The sequence below is a fragment of the Buchnera aphidicola (Pterocomma populeum) genome (assembly GCF_049314985.1).
Classification (GTDB): domain Bacteria; phylum Pseudomonadota; class Gammaproteobacteria; order Enterobacterales; family Enterobacteriaceae; genus Buchnera; species Buchnera aphidicola_BQ.
Genome location: NZ_CP186013.1, coordinates 1 through 19,394 on the forward strand (window position 1 = coordinate 1; position 19,394 = coordinate 19,394).

18 protein-coding genes and 5 tRNA genes are annotated in these 19,394 nt (G+C 22.7%); 16 read left to right on the forward strand and 7 right to left on the reverse strand.

All coding sequences use genetic code 11. From position 1 onward, the window contains the following. Entirely contained in the window at positions 1–429 is a 429-nt protein-coding gene (gene rplM / locus ACOI1G_RS00005; protein WP_422667305.1) for a 50S ribosomal protein L13, read from the reverse strand. Positions 430–660: 231 nt separating this feature from the next. Between rplM and ACOI1G_RS00010 the strand changes: the two genes are divergently transcribed. From ACOI1G_RS00010 to rplS, 6 genes are all read left to right on the forward strand, one after another. Then, entirely contained in the window at positions 661–1,818 is a 1,158-nt protein-coding gene (locus ACOI1G_RS00010) for a chorismate mutase (protein WP_422667306.1), read from the forward strand. An 86-nt stretch (positions 1,819–1,904) separates the two neighbouring features. Next, positions 1,905–3,254 carry a signal recognition particle protein gene (gene ffh, locus ACOI1G_RS00015; RefSeq protein WP_422667307.1) on the forward strand — a complete coding sequence of 450 codons (1,350 nt, stop codon included), beginning with the start codon at positions 1,905–1,907 and terminating at the stop codon, positions 3,252–3,254. 105 nt (positions 3,255–3,359) lie between these two features. Next, positions 3,360–3,608, forward strand: coding sequence for a 30S ribosomal protein S16 (gene rpsP, locus ACOI1G_RS00020; protein ID WP_422667308.1), 249 nt, complete (start codon positions 3,360–3,362; stop codon positions 3,606–3,608). Then, entirely contained in the window at positions 3,595–4,131 is a 537-nt protein-coding gene (rimM, locus tag ACOI1G_RS00025; protein ID WP_422667309.1) for a ribosome maturation factor RimM, read from the forward strand. The genes rpsP and rimM overlap by 14 nt, the downstream gene beginning before the upstream one ends. Positions 4,132–4,171: 40 nt before the next feature. Continuing rightward, positions 4,172–4,924, forward strand: a complete 753-nt coding sequence (gene trmD, locus ACOI1G_RS00030) for a tRNA (guanosine(37)-N1)-methyltransferase TrmD (protein WP_422667310.1) — start codon at positions 4,172–4,174, stop codon at positions 4,922–4,924. 38 nt (positions 4,925–4,962) lie between these two features. Further along, the gene (gene rplS, locus ACOI1G_RS00035) at positions 4,963–5,310 is read left to right on the forward strand and encodes a 50S ribosomal protein L19 (protein WP_422667311.1); all 348 of its coding nucleotides are present in this window, start codon (positions 4,963–4,965) and stop codon (positions 5,308–5,310) included. Between the two features lie 71 nt (positions 5,311–5,381). Here the strand turns inward: rplS and tldD are convergent, their stop codons facing one another. Beyond that, positions 5,382–6,833 (reverse strand): metalloprotease TldD, encoded by a 1,452-nt coding sequence (gene tldD, locus ACOI1G_RS00040; protein WP_422667312.1) that lies wholly within the window; start codon positions 6,831–6,833, stop codon positions 5,382–5,384. 227 nt (positions 6,834–7,060) lie between these two features. Between tldD and aroQ the strand changes: the two genes are divergently transcribed. After that, entirely contained in the window at positions 7,061–7,510 is a 450-nt protein-coding gene (gene aroQ, locus ACOI1G_RS00045; RefSeq protein WP_422667313.1) for a type II 3-dehydroquinate dehydratase, read from the forward strand. A gap of 20 nt (positions 7,511–7,530) precedes the next feature. On the opposite strand, the gene rluD is transcribed toward aroQ, so the two are convergent. Further along, a complete protein-coding gene (gene rluD, locus ACOI1G_RS00050) occupies positions 7,531–8,466 on the reverse strand; it encodes a 23S rRNA pseudouridine(1911/1915/1917) synthase RluD (protein ID WP_422667314.1) in 936 nt (311 codons plus the stop codon). Positions 8,467–8,600: 134 nt separating this feature from the next. On the opposite strand from rluD, the gene ACOI1G_RS00055 reads away from it, so the two are divergent. The 8 genes from ACOI1G_RS00055 to ACOI1G_RS00090 all read left to right on the forward strand — a co-directional run bounded on the left by ACOI1G_RS00055 (position 8,601) and on the right by ACOI1G_RS00090 (position 16,142). Beyond that, positions 8,601–9,335 carry an outer membrane protein assembly factor BamD gene (locus ACOI1G_RS00055; protein WP_422667315.1) on the forward strand — a complete coding sequence of 245 codons (735 nt, stop codon included), beginning with the start codon at positions 8,601–8,603 and terminating at the stop codon, positions 9,333–9,335. A gap of 107 nt (positions 9,336–9,442) precedes the next feature. Beyond that, a complete protein-coding gene (gene alaS, locus ACOI1G_RS00060; RefSeq protein WP_422667316.1) occupies positions 9,443–12,085 on the forward strand; it encodes an alanine--tRNA ligase in 2,643 nt (880 codons plus the stop codon). A 145-nt stretch (positions 12,086–12,230) separates the two neighbouring features. Continuing rightward, complete coding sequence (gene csrA / locus ACOI1G_RS00065) at positions 12,231–12,416, forward strand: carbon storage regulator CsrA (protein ID WP_422667317.1); 186 nt, start codon at positions 12,231–12,233, stop codon at positions 12,414–12,416. A gap of 141 nt (positions 12,417–12,557) precedes the next feature. Beyond that, positions 12,558–12,648, forward strand: a tRNA-Ser gene (locus ACOI1G_RS00070). A gap of 14 nt (positions 12,649–12,662) precedes the next feature. Continuing rightward, a tRNA-Arg gene (locus tag ACOI1G_RS00075) sits at positions 12,663–12,736 on the forward strand. Positions 12,737–12,884: 148 nt separating this feature from the next. Next, the gene (gshA, locus tag ACOI1G_RS00080) at positions 12,885–14,432 is read left to right on the forward strand and encodes a glutamate--cysteine ligase (protein WP_422667318.1); all 1,548 of its coding nucleotides are present in this window, start codon (positions 12,885–12,887) and stop codon (positions 14,430–14,432) included. 268 nt (positions 14,433–14,700) lie between these two features. Continuing rightward, a complete protein-coding gene (locus ACOI1G_RS00085; RefSeq protein ID WP_422667319.1) occupies positions 14,701–15,405 on the forward strand; it encodes an endonuclease in 705 nt (234 codons plus the stop codon). Beyond that, positions 15,402–16,142, forward strand: a complete 741-nt coding sequence (locus ACOI1G_RS00090; protein WP_422667320.1) for a 16S rRNA (uracil(1498)-N(3))-methyltransferase — start codon at positions 15,402–15,404, stop codon at positions 16,140–16,142. Before ACOI1G_RS00085 ends, ACOI1G_RS00090 begins: the two co-directional genes overlap by 4 nt. A 49-nt stretch (positions 16,143–16,191) precedes the next feature. Here ACOI1G_RS00090 and rpiA read toward each other — a convergent pair whose 3' ends face one another. The 4 genes from rpiA to ACOI1G_RS00110 all read right to left on the reverse strand — a co-directional run bounded on the left by rpiA (position 16,192) and on the right by ACOI1G_RS00110 (position 17,310). After that, positions 16,192–16,851, reverse strand: coding sequence for a ribose-5-phosphate isomerase RpiA (gene rpiA / locus ACOI1G_RS00095; protein ID WP_422667321.1), 660 nt, complete (start codon positions 16,849–16,851; stop codon positions 16,192–16,194). 179 nt (positions 16,852–17,030) lie between these two features. Then, positions 17,031–17,104 (reverse strand) — tRNA-Gln (locus ACOI1G_RS00100). A gap of 40 nt (positions 17,105–17,144) precedes the next feature. Then, a tRNA-Leu gene (locus tag ACOI1G_RS00105) sits at positions 17,145–17,226 on the reverse strand. Between the two features lie 10 nt (positions 17,227–17,236). Then, positions 17,237–17,310: transfer RNA gene (locus ACOI1G_RS00110), tRNA-Met, on the reverse strand. A gap of 171 nt (positions 17,311–17,481) precedes the next feature. On the opposite strand from ACOI1G_RS00110, the gene glnS reads away from it, so the two are divergent. Continuing rightward, positions 17,482–19,188 carry a glutamine--tRNA ligase gene (gene glnS, locus ACOI1G_RS00115; protein WP_422667322.1) on the forward strand — a complete coding sequence of 569 codons (1,707 nt, stop codon included), beginning with the start codon at positions 17,482–17,484 and terminating at the stop codon, positions 19,186–19,188. Positions 19,189–19,394 lie beyond the last annotated feature (206 nt).

Below are 19,394 nucleotides of genomic sequence, written 5' to 3' on the forward strand. Positions count from 1 at the left end.
TTAAATATGTAATAATTGTGGACATTGTGCCATATGAATATGTTTTTCATCTGAGAAAACTTTTAATTTTAATAACATAGCACGACCTAAAGATCCTTTAGGTAACATTCCTTTTACAGCATGTTCAATGACACGCTCTGGATAACGAGCTATCATTTCCTCAAATCTTAATTGTTTAATCCCGCCTGTATAACCTGTATGATGATAATAAATTTTATTTTTATTTTTTTTACCTGTTACTAATATTTTTGCAGCATTTAGTACAATAATATAATCCCCTGTATCAAGATGAGGGCTATATTCTACTTTATGCTTTCCTCTTAATCTTATTGATAATGCACTTGCTAGTCTTCCTAACACTTTATTAGTAGCATCAACATAATACCATTTTTTTTTTATATCCGCTAATTTAGTAGAGAAAGTTGTCATATAAAATCCACTTCAAAAATAATTATTTATAATGGGAAATAATACTATGATTATAATGAATAAGATATAGTTAATATATTTTTACTAAAAATATTTATTAAATATTGAAATATCTAAAATTATTGTAAAAAATTTTAGTATTTAATAATATTCATTATAAAAAAATGAAATATGATTTCATAAAAATGATATATAATAAATAATTCATTTTATATTTATAGGTTATTAATTATGAATTCTATGCTTTCTTTATCACATCTTCGAGATAAAATTAATAATATTGATGAAAAAATTATTCAATTATTATTTAAAAGAAAAGAATTAATTTTATCTGTTTCTGAAACTAAAATTAAAAATCATCAAGATGTACGTGATATAGACCGTGAAAAAAAAATGTTAAAAAATTTAATTACTTTAGGAAAAAAATATCATTTTAGTCAAGAATATATAATACAGATTTTTCAATTAATCATTAAAGAATCAGTATTAACACAATATAAATCATTACAAAAACTTTATAATCACGACAAAAATAATATATTAAAAGTTGGTTTTCTAGGACCTAATGGTTCTTATTCACATATTGCCGTTCGTAAATATACAGATATAAATTATAAAAAAATTATTGAAAAATCATTTTTAACATTTCAAGAAATCGTTAACTCAGTTGAAAAAAACGAAATAGATTGTGCATTTTTACCTATTGAAAACAGTTCTTCTGGAGCAATTGATGAAGTATTATATATATTAGAAAAAACTAATTTATCCATTATAGGAGAAATTAATATTCATATTAATCATTGTTTACTAGCAATAGATAATGCTCAGTTTAAAAATATAACAACAGTATATAGTCATCCACAACCACTGAAACAGTGTAGTAAATTTTTAAGTCAATTTAAACATTGGAAGATTAAATACACTAAAAGTACAGCAGATGCAATAAAAAAAGTCATACATTATAATAGCATTACTAACGCAGCTCTTGGCAGTGAAATAGGAGGAAAAATTTATAAACTAAGTACCTTAGCTACTCAATTAACCAATCAAGAAAAAAATATTACAAGATTTGTATTATTAACTAAACATAAAATACAAATTTCTCCACATATTCCTTCTAAAACAACACTAATATTTAGTATAAAAAATAATTCAGAAGATTTGATAAAAATATCCTCAATATTACAACAAGAAAATATAATTATGAGAATCATATCTATTCAAAAAAACATCAATAATTTAAAAGAAGAATTAGTATATATTGATATCTTATTAAACATATCATTATTATCTATGCAAAAAATATTAAACAAAATTAAAAAAAATAGTAATTTTGTAAAAATTTTAGGTTGTTATCCTAATGAAAAAATCACATCTGTTGTCTTATAAAAATATATAATAATTAAACTTTATATATATCATCATCATTATAATAATTTTTATAATTATTATTCACTTTAAAATGAGTAAAAAAAATGTTTGATAACTTAACTGCACGTCTTTCACAAACTTTTCGAAAAATTATTAACAAAGGAAGACTAACAGAAGATAATATCAAAGATACAATCAGAGAAGTACGTAAAGCATTATTAGAAGCAGATGTAGTATTATCAGTTATTAAAATATTTATAAACAATGTAAAACAAAAATCTATTGGACATATAATTAATAAAAGCTTAACACCAGGACAAGAGTTTATAAAAATTGTAAAACAAGAATTGATATTAGCAATGGGAGAATCAAATAATAATTTAAATTTTTCTACTCAACCTCCAGCAATTATTTTAATCACGGGTTTACAAGGAGTAGGAAAAACTACAAGTTTAGCAAAATTAGCAAGATTTATTCAAAATAAATATAAAAAAAAAATACTTACTGTATCTACAGACATATATCGTGCTGCTGCCATTAAACAATTAGAAATATTGTCTAAACAAATAAACATAGATTTTTTTCCATCTTTCCATTATCAAAATCCAATTGAAATTACAAAAAAATCTATTATCTATGCTCAAAAAAAATTATATGATATTTTGTTAATTGATACTGCAGGACGTTTACATATTAATGAAATTTTAATGAATGAAATTAAAGAAATACAAAATTTATCAAAACCGATTGAAACGATTTTAGTTGTTGATTCAATGATGGGTCAAGATTCTATTAATATGGCTAAAATTTTCAAAAATTATATTGATATTTCAGGTATTATTTTAACAAAAACTGATAGTGATGCAAGAGGAGGAATTGCATTATCTCTTAAATATATTATTGAAAAACCAATTAAATTTATTGGCACTGGGGAAAAAATAGAACAATTAGAAATTTTTAATCCTGAAAGAATGGCTAATAGAATTTTAGGAATGGAAGATGTACTCTCCCTGATTGAAAATATAGAAAATAAAATTGATAAATTACAGGTAAAAAAATTAACTAAAAAAATAAAATTAGGTCATAACTTTGATTTAAATGATTTTTTAATACAAATTAAACAAATGAAAAAAATTGGAGGACTAAACTATTTAATAGAAAAATTTTCTCAAAAAAATACATTATCTAAAAATAAAATGTTAAATTATGATGAAAATATACTAACTAAAATAGAAGCAATGATATTTTCTATGACACCAAAAGAAAGAATAACACCAAATATAATAAAAGGTTCTCGAAAAAAAAGAATTGCATTAGGTTCAGGAACAACAATTCAAGATCTTAACAAATTATTAAAAAATTTTGATAATGTAAAAAAAATGATGAAAAAAATTAAAACAGGAGGAATAAGTAAAATAATGAAGGGAATAAAAAATATTTTACCAAAAAAATAATAAATATAATGTATCTAATTATGATTTTTTTCTACTTTGATGTAAAATAAAATTTAATATAATACATATATCAATAAATTATATAATTGATTAAGTGAGATAAACATGGTAAAAATTCGATTAGCTCGACATGGAACAAAAAAACGTCCTTTTTATAAAATGATTATCGCTGATAGTAGATTTTCTAGAAATGGTCGATTTATTGAAAAAATAGGTTATTTTAATCCAATAGCTACAGGTCAATCAAGTAAAATTCAAGTAAATATTCCAAGAATTGAATATTGGATTAAAAAAGGAGCACAAATGTCAGAGAGAGTGAAAAAAATAATCAAAATTGCTAATGAAAAAAAATAATATTATAAAAGAAAAAAATGACAGAATAATAATAGGAAAATTTGGAAAAACATATGGAATATTAGGATGGATAACACTATTTTCCTTTACAGAAAAAAAAGAAAATATTTTTCACTATTCTCCATGGTTTATCATAGAAGATAAATATTTTAAAAAAATTGATTTAAATACTTGGAAAAAACATAAAAATAATTTTATTGTTAATATTAAAAATATTATTAATCGTTCCATCGCAACACAATTTACAAATAAAAATATATTAATTTATGCAAATCAGTTACCTAAATTAAAAAACGACGAATATTATTGGCAAGATATTATTAATTATAAAGTATTTAATACAAAAAATATATACTTAGGTAATGTTATTAATTTAATAAGAACAGCATATAACGATATATTAATTATAAAAAATCAATTTCAATTATTAAATAAAAAAGAAATATTAATTCCTATTATTTATTATAAAATAATTAAAAAAATTGATAATACTAATAAAATAATTTATGTAAATTGGAATTAATTATGAATAATGAAATAAAAAAAAATATAAAAAAAACATAATGTATTTTCATATTGTTACTATTTTTCCAGAAATGTTCCGTGCTATCACAAATTATGGTGTTATTGGAAGAGCATTTAAAAAAAAACGCATAATAATTAATTTTTTTAATCCAAGAGATTTTACAAATAAAAAATATAAATCTATAGATGATCGTCCTTATGGAGGAGGACCTGGTATGTTAATGAGTTTTGAACCATTATATGCAGCTATTCAAAAAGCAAAATCTTTAGAAAAAAATACAAAAGTTATTTATTTATCACCACAAGGTATTAAATTTAAACAAAAGGAAATAAAATACCTATTAAACAACAAAAAAATTATTTTTATATGTGGTCGATATAAAGGTATAGATCAACGTATTATTAATCATCAAGTAGATGAAGAATGGTCTATTGGAGATTATATTTTAACAGGAGGTGAACTAGCAGCAATGAATATTATTGATGCTACATCTCGATTGATTCCAGGGGTAATTGAAAAAACAGAATCTATAGAAGAAGATTCTTTTTCTAATCGATTTTTTGATTACCCTAATTATACCCGTCCACAAACTATAAAAAATATGACAGTACCTTCAATATTATTATCTGGACATCATAAAAATATTCGTATCTGGCGTTTAAAAGAAGCCATTGGAAAAACATGGATGAAACGACCAGATATATTAAAGAATATCTCCTTAACAAAAGAAGAAGAAAATCTTTTAAACGAATTTAAAAATAATTTTTATAATCAAAATAAAAAACCATAAATAATTTAATAAAAATAAATTTCATTTTTAGGAAAAACATGAATAATATCATTCAAACAATAGAAAAAGAACAACTAAAAAATAATATCCCTAAATTTCGTCCTGGAGATACTATTGAAGTAAAAGTATGGGTTATTGAAAGTTCAAAAAAAAGATTACAAGCTTTTGAAGGTACAGTTATATCTATTAGAAATCGTCATTTAAATTCATCTTTTACAGTACGAAAGATATCCAATGGAGAAGGTATAGAAAGAGTCTTTCAAACTCATTCACATAGTATTAATAGTATTGTTATTAAACGAAAAGGATTTGTCAGACAGGCAAAATTATATTATTTAAGAACAAGAACTGGAAAATCTGCAAGAATTAAAGAACGAGTCAAGTAGTGCTCAATAAAAATTAATATGCAGTCATGATATTACAATTGACTGCATCTATATTATAAATACATATATAATTAACTTATTCCACCTATCGTTAATTTATCAATTTTCATAGACGGCTGCCCAATACCTACCGGAATAGTTTGACCATCTTTTCCGCACATTCCTACACCATCATCCATTTTAAAATCATTTCCTACCATTGAGATATTATTCATAACTTCTAAACCTGATCCAATAAGCATAGTATTATGAATAGGAGTAGTAATTTTTCCTTTTTCAATTAAATATGCTTCTGAAGTAGAGAATACAAATTTTCCCGAAGTAATATCTACTTGTCCACCAGAAAAATTTACTGCATATATACCATAATCTACACTGTTAATAATATCATCTATATTAGATTCGCCAGATAACATGTAAGTATTTGTCATTCTAGGCATCGGAACATGAGCATAAGATTCACGCCGTCCATTACCTGTAGATTTTGTTCCCATTAAACGCGCATTTAGTTTATCCTGCATATATTTTTTTAAAATTCCTTTTTCAATTAATATATTATACTGCCCTGGAACACCTTCATCATCTATGTTTAAAGAACCTCTTTTTCCATACATTGTTCCATCATCAATGATAGTACATAATTCTGAAGCTACTTTTTCTCCGATAATATTACTAAATATTGAAGTTCCTTTTCTATTAAAATCACCTTCTAAACCATGACCTACTGCCTCATGTAATAAAACACCTGGCCATCCAGATCCTAATACTACTGGAAAACTACCTGAAGGAGCATTTTTAGATGATAAATTTAACAATGCTATACGAACAGCTTCTTTTGTCCAATAATCAATTCTAATATCACTATGAACATCATCTTGATCATAAAAAAACTGATAACCAGAACGACTACCTCCACCGCTCTTACCAGATTCTCTTTTTCCATCTTCTTCTACTAAAACATGAATAGAAATTTGAACTAATGGTCTAATATCTGTTACTAAATCACCATCTGTAGCAACAACTAATATTTTTTCATAAGAACTAGTTAAATGAGCATTAACTTCGGTTACACGATGATCTATTTTTCTTGCTAGACTATCTATTCTATATAATAAATCTATTTTTTCTCGTGATGAAAGAGTATTCAACGGATTAATGATATTATAAAATGGATTTATTTTTTTTTTTATATATGATATATTTTTATTCTTTTTTTGTATCTTCATAAAACTCTGAGCCATATGCATGGTTTTTCTTAATGAATCTAATGATATTTGATCCGCATATGCAAAACTAGTTGTTTCCCCTTGAATTATTCTAATACCGAGACCTTGATCTGAATGATAATATCCTTCTTTCACTAATTTATTTTCTAAAGACCAAGATTCATTAATATTAGACTGAAAATAAAAATCGCCAAAATCTACATCTTTTATATATAATTCATCTAAAGATGATAAAATATCCTGAATATTTATTTTATTCATCATTAATAAAGATTCAGTAACTGATTCAAATGTCATTTTTACTCACTTATTAGGTAATCATGTTAATAAAATTTATTAAAATGTGTAATAAATGTATAATTATATTACAATAATGAAGTTAATATATTATTATTCAAAAAAATATTTCGAATACATAAAATATATAATATAGTATTCTTTATTTAAAGAATACATTATACAGAATATAATACCATTATTTTTAAAAGTTTATTTTTCATAATATTAAAACAAAGCGATAAAATATGAAACAAAATAAAATAAAAATTTTATTACTTAATGGGCCTAACCTCAATCTTTTAGGAAGTAGAGAAATTAATATTTATGGCAATAATACATTATCTAATTTATTAATAAAACTACAAAAAGAAGCTGAAAAATTAAATATAGAATTAAGTCATATTCAATCCAATGCAGAACATGTTTTAATTGATCATATTCACGCTTCTAAAAATAATATTAATTATATTATTATTAATCCTGCTGCTTTTTCTCATACTAGTATTGCAATTAGAGATGCATTAATAGCAGTAAATATTCCTTTTATCGAAGTGCATATTTCTAATATTTATGCTCGAGAACATTTTCGATCTCATTCATGGCTGTCTGATATTTCTCAAGGTGTAATTTGTGGTTTAGGAATAGATGGATATACATGGGCTTTGAAGACAGCAGCAAAAAGACTATTATTATAAAAAATCATTTCTTAAATAAATTATAGTATTTTAAGTAAAGTAATCATATCTTTTGGTAATGAAATAATCCATTTCATCTTTTTTTTTGTAATAGGATGACAAAAAGAAAGATGATAAGCATGCAATGCTTGACGAGGAAAAAAAATTTTTTGATTTTTCTGTTTTATGTTAGTAATAGGATGATGAAAGTTTCGATTATATACAGAATCTCCAACTATAGGATAACCAATATGTAACATGTGTACACGAATCTGATGTGTTCTCCCAGTTTCTAACTGTACAGAAATATGTGTATATAACGAAAACTTTTTAATAATTTTATAATGTGTAACTGATTTTTTTCCTAAATCATTTACCATCATACATGTTCTTTTAATATGATGACGCATGATAGGCGCGTCTATTATTCCACCTGAAATCATACTACCTTGTACAATAGCTTGATATTTTCGAATAATCTTTCGATTTTTTAATAAATTAAATAAATATGTATAAGAAATAATTGTTTTTGCAATAACCATTAATCCACTAGTATCTTTATCTAATCTATGTACAATACCAGCCCGAGGTAAATTATGAATAGTTATATAACGATAAAGTAAAGCATTTAATAATGTTCCGTTTCTATTACCAGCTCCAGGATGCACAACTAAACCAGCTGGTTTATTAATAACTAATATATCTTCATCTTCATAAACAATATCTAAAAAAATATTTTCAGGAATATCAATCATAGGTTCAATATTAAAAAGTAAAACAACAATTTTTTCACCACCAATCATTTTTTTATCAGGATGATTTTCAATTTTTCCATTAACCAATACCTGATTATTAAGAATACATTTTTTTAAAAAAGAACGAGAATATTCTTGAAAAAAATGTGATAAAATTTGATCTATTCTTTTACCGAAAAACAAAAAATAGGGTAAAATAACACTTAATTTATTTTTTTTCAACGTCATTATCCTAAATATATAAAATTTTTTATTTAAATCTAAATCTTTAATTTTTATATAATATGATATTCTATATTGTATCTATTAAAAACATTAATAAATAAAAATTATTAATTTATACTGATTATATACAAATGAAAAAAATAAAAAATATTATATTTATTACCATTATTATTTTTTTTAGTTTTACATTACAATGTCAACCATTACATAAAAATAATTTTATTAATATTCATGCTTTATATATACAAGCACAAAATAAACTAAAAAATCAAAAATTTATTGATGCTATAACAATATTAAAAAATATAAACAAAATTAATGTAATGAAATTTGATAATGATAAAATTCAAATGAATCTAATTTATGCCTATTATAAAAATTCTAATTTTTATAAAGCACAAGAAAAAATAAAAATATTTAAAAAATTATATCCTCAACATAAAAATATAGATTATATTTTATATATAGAAAGTTTAATTTATATAAAATTAGATCAAAATATATATTTCAAATATATACCTATAAAATATTATCAACAAGATCCAATTTATGCCATGAAAGCATTTTTCCAACTCAAAAATATAATTTTTAATTATCCAAACAGTGTATATTTAATTAATATAAAAAAAGATATAGCATGTGTAAAAAATCGTTTAGCTATGCATTACTTCCAAATACTCAAATATTATTTCTTAAAAAAAGAATATATATCAGTTATTAATCGTGGAGACGATATAATTAAAAAATATCCAGATACATTAATTATACAAAAAACACTATTATTAATGGAAAAATCTTATCGCATATTACATATTATTAAAACTGCCAATACAATATCTAATATTATTAAATCAAACCCTATTTAAAAAAATAATCATTATAATTAATCAACTGATATATTTATAAAATAATATAAAAAATTCAATATTATTGCATTATTATACAATAAATTTAATCTATTTTAAGAGATCATATGAATAAAACAACTAATGAAATACGTAGTAATTTTTTAAATTTTTTTAAAAAAAAAGGACATATAGTATTACCTAGCAGTTCTTTAGTCCCTCATAATGACAATACATTATTATTTACAAATGCAGGAATGAATCAATTTAAAGATATTTTTTTAAATGAAAAAAAAAGACCACATCCACGTGTAACTACTGTACAGCGTTGTTTAAGAACAGGAGGCAAACATAATGATATAGAAAATGTAGGATATACAACACGTCATCATACATTTTTTGAAATGTTAGGAAATTTTAGTTTTAATGATTATTTTAAAAAAGAAGCTATTATGTATGCTTGGGAATTACTAACATCTCCAATATGGTTTAATATCCCTAAAAAAAAACTATGGATTTCTGTCTATAAAGATGATAAAGAAAGTTATGAAATATGGAATAAGATCATTGAAATACCTCCTGATCGAATCATTATAATAGGTGATAAAGATAATATTCAATATAATTCTGATAATTTTTGGCAAATGGGAGATACTGGACCATGCGGTCCATGTACTGAAATATTTTATGATTGCGAACAAAATACATTAAACCATCATCTTGATACATTTGAAAAAAAACAAGATTATTTACTTGAAATTTGGAATATTGTTTTTATAGAATTTAATCGTATTTCTGACACTAAAATTATTCCATTATCAGCTAAGTCTATTGACACTGGAATGGGACTAGAAAGAATTGCTTCTGTTTTACAAAATGTACTATCTAATTATAAAATTGATATATTTCAGGAATTAATTAAATCTATATCTTATTTTAGCCCTATTAAAGATTTAAATCATCCTTCATTTAAAATAATTGCAGATCATATTCGATCTTGTGCATACCTTATTTCTGATAATATTATTCCTTCTAATGAACATCGCGGTTATGTCTTAAGAAGAATTATTCGCAGAGCATTAAGACATGGACATAAAATAGGAATAAAAGAGATATTTTTTTATAAACTAATTCCTTCTGTTATTAAAATTATGGAACCATTTCATAATAAACTAAATTGTAACAAAGAAAAGATTGAAAATATACTAAAAATAGAAGAAATTCAATTTACCAAAACTCTTGATAAAGGGCTAAAATTATTAAAAAAAGAAATTCAAAAAACAAAAAATGGTATATTAAATGGTGATATAGCATTTTATTTATATGATACATTTGGATTTCCCATTGATTTAACAGCTGATGTTTGTTATGAACATAAAATTAAAATAAATTACCAAGAATATAACCAAGAAAAAGAAAAACAAAAAAAAAAATCTAGTCTTAGTAATAAATTTTATAAAAATTATAATGAAGCAATTATTTTAAATAATAATGATACATGCTATTTTCAAGGTTATCAAAAATATAAAACTCATGCAGTAATAAAAACAATTTTTATTCAAAATAAAGAAGTAAAAAAAATTGAAAAAAATCAAATAGGAATAATTTTTCTTAATCAAACATCTTTTTATGCAGAATCAGGCGGTCAAATTGGGGATATCGGTAAATTATATAATACTGAATCTTATTTTAAAGTAGAAGATACAAAAAAATATGGAAATACAATAGGACATATTGGAAAATTAATTATAGGTAAGATGACAATTAATGATCATATTTATAGTAAGATTGATACAGTACATCGAAATAATATTCAATTAAATCATACAGCAACACATTTATTACATGCAGCATTAAGATGCAATTTAGGTGATAATGTTGCTCAGAAAGGCTCATTAGTAACTGATAAATATTTAAGATTTGATTTTTCATATCCTAAACACATTAACTTATCTCAACTACAAAAAATTGAAAAAATAATTAATTTAAAAATTCAAAATAATATTTTAATTACCAGTCAAGAAATATCTTTAAAGGAGGCAAAAAAACGAAAAGCAATTTCTTTATTTGAATATTCATATAAACCTATAGTTCGTGTAATATCTATTAATGATTTCTCTATAGAATTATGTGGAGGTACTCATGCTACAAGAACAGGCGATCTCGGATATTTTAAAATTATATCTTATTCTAGTATAGCATCAGGAATAAAAAGAATAGAAGCTATAACTGGAGAAAGCACTATCGATTATCTACATAAAATAGATCATGATATCCAAGATATTTCTCTTATTTTAAAATCTAACAATTCTAATATTAAAGAAAACATAAATAAATTAATTATTCAAATATATTCTTTAGAAAAACAAGTAAAACAATTACAAGATAAAACAAATAAATATCAAATTAAAAAATTAATAGAAAAAATTGAACATATACAAGACGTAAAAATTTTAATAGAAATATTATATGAAAATCATTTAAAAACATTAAGAACTATTATAAATCAATTAAAAAATAAATTTGAAAAAGGAATTATTTTATTCATTAATAAAAAAGATAAAAATATTACAGCTATATCTTATGTATCAAAAAATTTAATTAATTGCATAACAGCAAAAAAAATTATTCAAGAACTTTTACAAAAAACTCATGGAAAAGGAGGAGGTAATAATGAAATGGCCGAAGGTGGTGGCATCAATATTCAAAAATTACCTTTAGCTTTACAACATATTAAATTATGGATTCATAAAAAAATACTTAATCAATGATTGTAAATAAAATTAAGGATATAAAAAACAGATATTTTTATATCAATATATTATTAATATATTTTTATGGTCTATATTTAATTCTATATTATCATAATAATAGTATAAATAAACTAAACTATTTTACTTCTTCAAGGAATAAAGAATGCTCATTCTTACGCGACGAGTTGGTGAAACACTAATTATTGGTGATGAAATAACTGTAACAGTACTAGGAGTAAAAGGTAATCAAGTTCGTATTGGTGTTAATGCTCCTAAAGAAATTTCAGTACATCGTGAAGAAATTTATCAGCGTATTCAAGCGGAAAAAAAACAATCTAAAAACTCTTGATAAAAACTGCGTCTTACTACAATTAAGTAAGATGCAGTTTATTTTTTTATTTTCTAAAAATATAAAAAATATTTGACTTATAAAGTAAAAAAGTAATATCATAGAAAACAAAAATTTTTAATTTAATATTATATAAAATCAGGTGAGATGGCCGAGAGGATGAAGGCGCTCCCCTGCTAAGGGAGTATGTAGTAAAACTGCATCGAGGGTTCGAATCCCTCTCTCACCGCCACTTATTTTAAAATTGCATCCGTAGCTCAGTTGGATAGAGCACTCGGCTACGAACCGAGAGGTCGGAGGTTCAAATCCTTCCGGATGCAAAATGTAAAAAATAGTCTATTAATATCTCATTACTCAATCACATCTATATTACCTCAAAATTATATAGTTACCATTATTGTAAATTTTAATATTAAATAAATGCATAAAAACATTCTATAAACCAAAAAATTAATATAGGAGAAAAAATTGATATACAATATCTCGAAAAACATTTCCTGGATTAAAAAAAATCCCAAAATATTAAAAGGTATTTTTCGAGGAATTGAACGTGAAACTTTAAGAATACAAAAAAATGGAAATTTTTCTTTAAAAAAACATCCATATGTTTTAGGATCAGCATTAACACATAAATGGATAACAACTGATTTTGCAGAAAATTTACTAGAATTTATTACTCCTAAAAGCAATGATATAGATTATTTAATTTTCTTTTTACACGATCTTCATAAATTTGTAACACATAAGATTAAAAATGAACTTATGTGGCCATTAAGTATTCCATATATAAAAAAAAATTTATATAATATTAAAATAGCGCAATATGGAGATTCTAATCTTGGAAAAATGAAACATATATATAGATTAGGATTAAAAAATAGATACGGAGCATTAGTCAATACTATTTCAGGAGTACACTATAATTTTTCATTACCGATATCATTTTGGAAAAAATGGAATAAAAATAAAAATATAACAAATGAAAAAGAATATATCTCATCAGGATATTTACATTTAATTCGAAATTACTATCGATTTGGATGGATTATTCCTTATCTGTTTGGTGCATCTCCTGCAATATCATCATGTTTTTTAAAAAATAATATTTATAAATTTAAAAAAAATAAAGATAATACACTATATTTACCTTGGTCTACTTCACTCAGATTAAGTGATGTTGGATATACTAGTACATCGATATTAGATTTAAATATTACTTTTAATAACTTAGATACATATATTCAATCTTTAAAAAATGCTATGAAAACAACATCAAAAAAATTTTTTAAAATAGGAGTAAAAGATAAAAATGGAAATTTTCAACAATTAAATACAAATATTTTACAGATGGAAAGCGAATTATATACACAAATACGTCCCAAAAGAAATGTAAAACATGGAGAGCTATTATCTGATGCTCTTAAAAACCGAGGTATTGAATATATTGAAATAAGATCTTTAGATCTTAATCCTTTTTCTCCTATTGGAATTAGTAAAAATCAAATATTATTATTAGATTTATTTTTAATTTGGTGTGCTTTAATAGATTCTCCTAAAATCAATAAAAAAGATTTTCTATTAATTAATCAAAATTGGAAAAGAATTATTTTTGAAGGAAGAAAACCTAATCAAACTATTTATAAAAATATAAAAAAAGAAAAAATAACACTAGTAGAAATTAGCAAAATAATATTTCAAGATTTAGAAGAAATTGCTAAAACACTTGATTATAATACACCATATAAATTATATCAAAATGTATGTCAAAAAAAAATACTATGTTTTCAAAATCCAGAACTTACTTATTCAGCAAAATGTTTAAATCTTTTTATTAATAAAGGAATTGAAAAAACGGGATTATTATTAGCTCAAAAATATTATAATACATTTATCAATACTCCTTTTTCTATTTTAAAGAAAAGTGATTTTAAAAAAGAAGTAATAGAATCACATAATAAGCAAAAAAAAATAAAAAAAGAAGATATTTTATCTTTTGAAGAATATATATATAAATAAAAAAATATTTTTTTATAAAATATAAATATTCATTACATAATTTTATACGTCTATATAAAATATTTTTATTTTAATTAGTTTATTTAATATTATGTCTAAAATAAAAATTTTATTATTAATAACTATATTTATAATATAAAATCTTCAAGATATTATTATGTACTATTAATATAATAAAATATTAATAATAAAATTTTTATTTAAAATATAAATCTATCATGTTAATATTTATTTTTTATCAATCTGAGATAAATATGTTTAAAATAATATGTATAATTATAATAAGTATATTATTTTTTTTTTATATTCAAAAAAACCAGAACAAAGTAAAAAAAATATAAATACTTTTTATCAAGCTAAAATCATAGCTAGTCAAATTCATCAAAAAATACCTGGATCTTTTTATTGTGGATGTAAAATTATATGGAAAAATAAAAAAGGTATACCAGATTTATCATCTTGTGGATACAAAATTAGAAAAAATAAAAATCGTGCAATGAGAATTGAATGGGAACATATAGTTCCAGCATGGCAATTTGGACATATGAAACAATGTTGGAAAAAAGGAGGAAGAAAAGGTTGTGATCATGATAAAAAATACCAAAAAATTGAATCTGATCTTCATAATTTACAACCGGCTATTGGGGAAATTAATGGTGATCGTTCAAATTTCATGTATAGTCAATGGAATGATATTTCTTACCAATATGGAAAATGTAAAATAAAAATAGATTTTAAAAATAAAAGAATAGAACCACCTGATCGATCTAAAGGAATAATAGCTAGAACTTATTTTTATATGCATAAAAAATATTCTATTTCTTTATCTAAAAATCAAAAAAAATTATTTATAATGTGGGATCATAAGTTTCCTGTAACTAAATGGGAATGTTTAAGAGAAAAAGAAATATTTAAAATACAAGGTAATCATAATTATTATGTTTATCATCAATGCTATAATATAAAAAAATGAAAAAAAATACACCACGTATCTTTATAGAATTGTCTTTAAAAATTAATAAAATTGTTATATTGTCTATATCTGAATCTCACTATATTATCAATGTATTAAGAATGAATATTAATGATATTTTAGAAGTATTTAATAATACTAATTATATTTTTTTATCAAAAATATTTAATATTCATAAAAAAACAGTGACTATTTTAATATTTCAAAAAGAATATAAAAATGTAGAATCTGCTTTAGACATTCATCTAGGACAAGTTATTTCAAAAAATGAAAAAATGGATTTTACTATTCAGAAATCTATTGAACTTGGAGTCAATATTATAACACCATTATTTTCTGAAAAATGTAATTTAAAAAAAAATTTTAAACGTATTTCAAAAAAAATGATACATTGGAAAAAAATCGCAATTGCTGCATGTCAACAATGTAAAAGAAATATTATTCCAAAAATTGAAGAACCTATTAGTTTACATTCATGGTGCAAAAAATATCAAATCAATGTAACTAAAGTAGTTTTTCATCCAAAATCAATATTAAAAATACAAAGTTTAAAAAAATCTATAAAAAAAATTCGTATTCTTATTGGATCTGAAAAAGGTTTTTCTGATAATGAGATTGAAAAAATTACTAATGATGGATTTATTTCTCTTTCTTTAGGACCTAGAATTTTAAGAACAGAAACCGCATCTATTACTGCAATTTCTATCTTACAATATAGATTGGGAGATCTCAAATAAAAAATATTTCAAAAAATAAATATTCATATGTTAAAAGTGAAATTACAGTTTATTTTTTTAAAGTTTTTATTCCATTTTTTGCACTAATAATAACAATATCAGATTTTCTTAAAAAAAATAATCCAACAGTTACTACACCAGATAAAGAATTAATTTTTTTTTCCATGGCAATGGGATCTTGAATATTTAAATTATAAACATCTATAATAATATTTCGATTATCTGTAAAAAAATTTTTTCTATATTCTGGATAACCACCTATTTTTATTATTTCTGTTGCAATATAGGATTTAGCCATAGGAATAATTTCAATTGGAAGAGGAAATTTTCCTAATGTTGTTACTTGCTTAGATGCATCAACAATACAAATAAATTTTTTTGACATTGAAGATATAATTTTTTCGCCAGTTAAAGCCCCGCCTCCACCTTTAATCATTTGCATTTTATTATTAATTTCATCAGCACTATCAACATATGTATCTATAGAATGAAAATCATTTACATTAAATACTTTTATTCCTTGTTTTTGTAATAATAAAGTAGAGACATGAGAGCTAGAAACTACTCCAGTAATGAAGTGTTTTATTGTACTTAAGGCTTCAATAAAATAATATATAGTACTTCCCGTTCCTACTCCTACAATTGTATTTGGACGTATATATTTTAACGCTTCCCATGCTGCTTTTTTTTTCAATAAATTTATATTCATATATCAAAAACCTATTTTATTTTAAATAAATACATTAAAATAAAAAATCATATATTTTATTCTATTTGTTTACTATAAATCTCATATTTTTTAAATATAAAAATATTTATTTTAAAAATAACGATTTTTTATTACAGGTAAATTGATTATATAAGAAAAAAAGAAGATAATATCTAGAATGGCTGGGGTACCTGGATTCGAACCAGGGATGCCGGTATCAAAAACCGGTGCCTTACCACTTGGCTATACCCCATTTTTATTTAATTATTTTTAATATTTTATATTTTTAAAAATACGGGAGGCGAGACTTGAACTCGCAAACCTTTCGGTGCCAGATCCTAAATCTGGTGCGTCTACCAATTTCGCCACTCCCGTAAAACTTTATTGGCTATGATGGGAATTGAACCCATGACCTCAGCGTTATGAGTGCTGTGCTCTAACCAACTGAGCTACATAGCCTATATATTTTAAAATATTTTTTATATATTAAAAATTAATAATATATTTTATATGAGATATATTGAATAATCAACAACATTTTTTAATATTATCAATAAATTTTAATAAAATAATGAATTAAATAATATATTATAAAAGAATATTTTTATCAAAATTATATATAGGAAAAAAATGAATACTACAATTAATGAATATAATAATAATTTTATTAGTCATATAATTGATCATGACTTAAAAAAACAAAAAAAAATGTTTTTTCATACACGTTTTCCACCAGAACCGAATGGATATCTTCATATAGGACATGCAAAATCAATTTGTTTAAATTTTGAATTAGCAAAAATATATCAAGGAAAATGTAATTTACGATTTGATGATACAAACCCAATAAAAGAAAATATTAAATATATCAATGCAATTAAGTATGATATCACATGGTTAGGATATCAAAAATATCAAAATATTCACTATGCTTCAGAATATTTTGAAATATTTTATCAATATGCAAAAAAATTAATTAAAAAAGGACTAGCTTATGTTGATGAACTAACAAAAGAAGAAATACATAAATATCGAGGTACATTAAAAAAACCAGGAATAAATAGTCCCTACCGTAATAGAAGTATTGAAGAGAATATAACACTTTTTAAAAAAATGAAAAACGGAGAATTTGCAGAAGGAAAAGCATCTTTAAGAGCAAAAATTAATATGAATTCCGCTTGTATAATTATGCGAGATCCTGTTTTATATCGTATTATATTTTGTCAGCATCATCAAACAAAAAAAAAATGGTGCATCTATCCTATGTATGATTTTGCTCATTGTATTTCAGATGCTATTGAAAAAATCACGCATTCTCTTTGCACATTAGAATTTCAGGATAATAAAAATTTATACAATTGGATTTTAAAAAATATTAATACACCACATCGTCCTAAACAATATGAATTTTCTAGATTAAATTTAGAATATTCTATTTTATCCAAAAGAAAGTTAAAAATACTTGTAGAAAAAAAAATTGTTTCAGGATGGGATGATCCACGTATGCCAACACTTTCAGGAATGCGCAGAAGAGGATATACACCCTCTTCTATTAAAGAATTTTGTAAAAATATTGGAATAACAAAACAAAATAATTTAATAGAATTATCCATGTTAGAATATTCTATTAGAAATGAATTAAATAAAACTGCAATAAGAACTATGGCAATATTAGATCCAATTAAAATATATTTATATAATTTAAATGAAAATCATGAAGAAGTTTTAATTATTCCTAAGCATCCATATAACGATAAATTAGGAACTCAGAAAATTTTTTTTACTAAAATTTTATATATTGAACGAAATGATTTTCAAGAAAAATATAACAATCAATATAAAAAATTAAAAATTGGTTGTGAAATTCGATTACGATACGCTTATATCATTAAAGCAGAAAAAATAAAAAAAGATAAAAATGAAAATATTATTTATATAATATGCTCATGTAATTTAAAAACATTAGGAAAAAAGCCAATTGATAAGAAAAATCCATCAGTTATACACTGGATATCAGTAAAATATTCTTTTCCAGCGCAATTTAGATTATATGAACCTTTATTCAATATTAAAAGTTTAGATAAAAAAGAAGATTTTTTATTAAATTTAAATTCACAATCTTTAGTTACTAAAAAAGGTTTTATTGAAAAGAATATAGCAAAAAAAATACACAAAAAAATTATTCAAAATAATATTAAATTATTTTTTCAATTTGAAAGAATTGGTTATTTTTGTACTGATATTGATACTTTACAAAGAAATTATTTAATATTTAATCGTACTGTTAGCTTAAGAGATACATGGAATGAAAAAAATAAAAAAATTATTAATAATTAATAAAAATATAAAATTTTATAAAATAATATTTAATTTTAAATAAAATATAATTTATATAAAAATTTTATTAGAAATATAAAAATTATTTATTCTCAATTTCTTTAAAAATAAATTTTATATTATTTATACTCCTAAAATATTGAATAAATAAATTCAAAAATAATTTTTATTAACATTTATTTTATAATGAATTATTTATTCATTTT

What these genes read in the sequence shown, in the direction of transcription:
- alaS (WP_422667316.1), top strand. Translation starts at nt 9,443, where the DNA reads ATGAATAAAACAACTAATGAAATACGTAGTAATTTTTTAAATTTTTTT.
- aroQ (WP_422667313.1), top strand. Translation starts at nt 7,061, where the DNA reads ATGAAACAAAATAAAATAAAAATTTTATTACTTAATGGGCCTAACCTC.
- rplM (WP_422667305.1), bottom strand. Translation starts at nt 429, where the DNA reads ATGACAACTTTCTCTACTAAATTAGCGGATATAAAAAAAAAATGGTAT.
- ACOI1G_RS00055 (WP_422667315.1), top strand. Translation starts at nt 8,601, where the DNA reads ATGAAAAAAATAAAAAATATTATATTTATTACCATTATTATTTTTTTT.
- ffh (WP_422667307.1), top strand. Translation starts at nt 1,905, where the DNA reads ATGTTTGATAACTTAACTGCACGTCTTTCACAAACTTTTCGAAAAATT.
- ACOI1G_RS00010 (WP_422667306.1), top strand. Translation starts at nt 661, where the DNA reads ATGAATTCTATGCTTTCTTTATCACATCTTCGAGATAAAATTAATAAT.
- tldD (WP_422667312.1), bottom strand. Translation starts at nt 6,833, where the DNA reads ATGACATTTGAATCAGTTACTGAATCTTTATTAATGATGAATAAAATA.
- ACOI1G_RS00085 (WP_422667319.1), top strand. Translation starts at nt 14,701, where the DNA reads ATGTATAATTATAATAAGTATATTATTTTTTTTTTATATTCAAAAAAA.
- ACOI1G_RS00090 (WP_422667320.1), top strand. Translation starts at nt 15,402, where the DNA reads ATGAAAAAAAATACACCACGTATCTTTATAGAATTGTCTTTAAAAATT.
- trmD (WP_422667310.1), top strand. Translation starts at nt 4,172, where the DNA reads ATGTATTTTCATATTGTTACTATTTTTCCAGAAATGTTCCGTGCTATC.
- glnS (WP_422667322.1), top strand. Translation starts at nt 17,482, where the DNA reads ATGAATACTACAATTAATGAATATAATAATAATTTTATTAGTCATATA.
- csrA (WP_422667317.1), top strand. Translation starts at nt 12,231, where the DNA reads ATGCTCATTCTTACGCGACGAGTTGGTGAAACACTAATTATTGGTGAT.
- rimM (WP_422667309.1), top strand. Translation starts at nt 3,595, where the DNA reads ATGAAAAAAAATAATATTATAAAAGAAAAAAATGACAGAATAATAATA.
- rplS (WP_422667311.1), top strand. Translation starts at nt 4,963, where the DNA reads ATGAATAATATCATTCAAACAATAGAAAAAGAACAACTAAAAAATAAT.
- rpiA (WP_422667321.1), bottom strand. Translation starts at nt 16,851, where the DNA reads ATGAATATAAATTTATTGAAAAAAAAAGCAGCATGGGAAGCGTTAAAA.
- rpsP (WP_422667308.1), top strand. Translation starts at nt 3,360, where the DNA reads ATGGTAAAAATTCGATTAGCTCGACATGGAACAAAAAAACGTCCTTTT.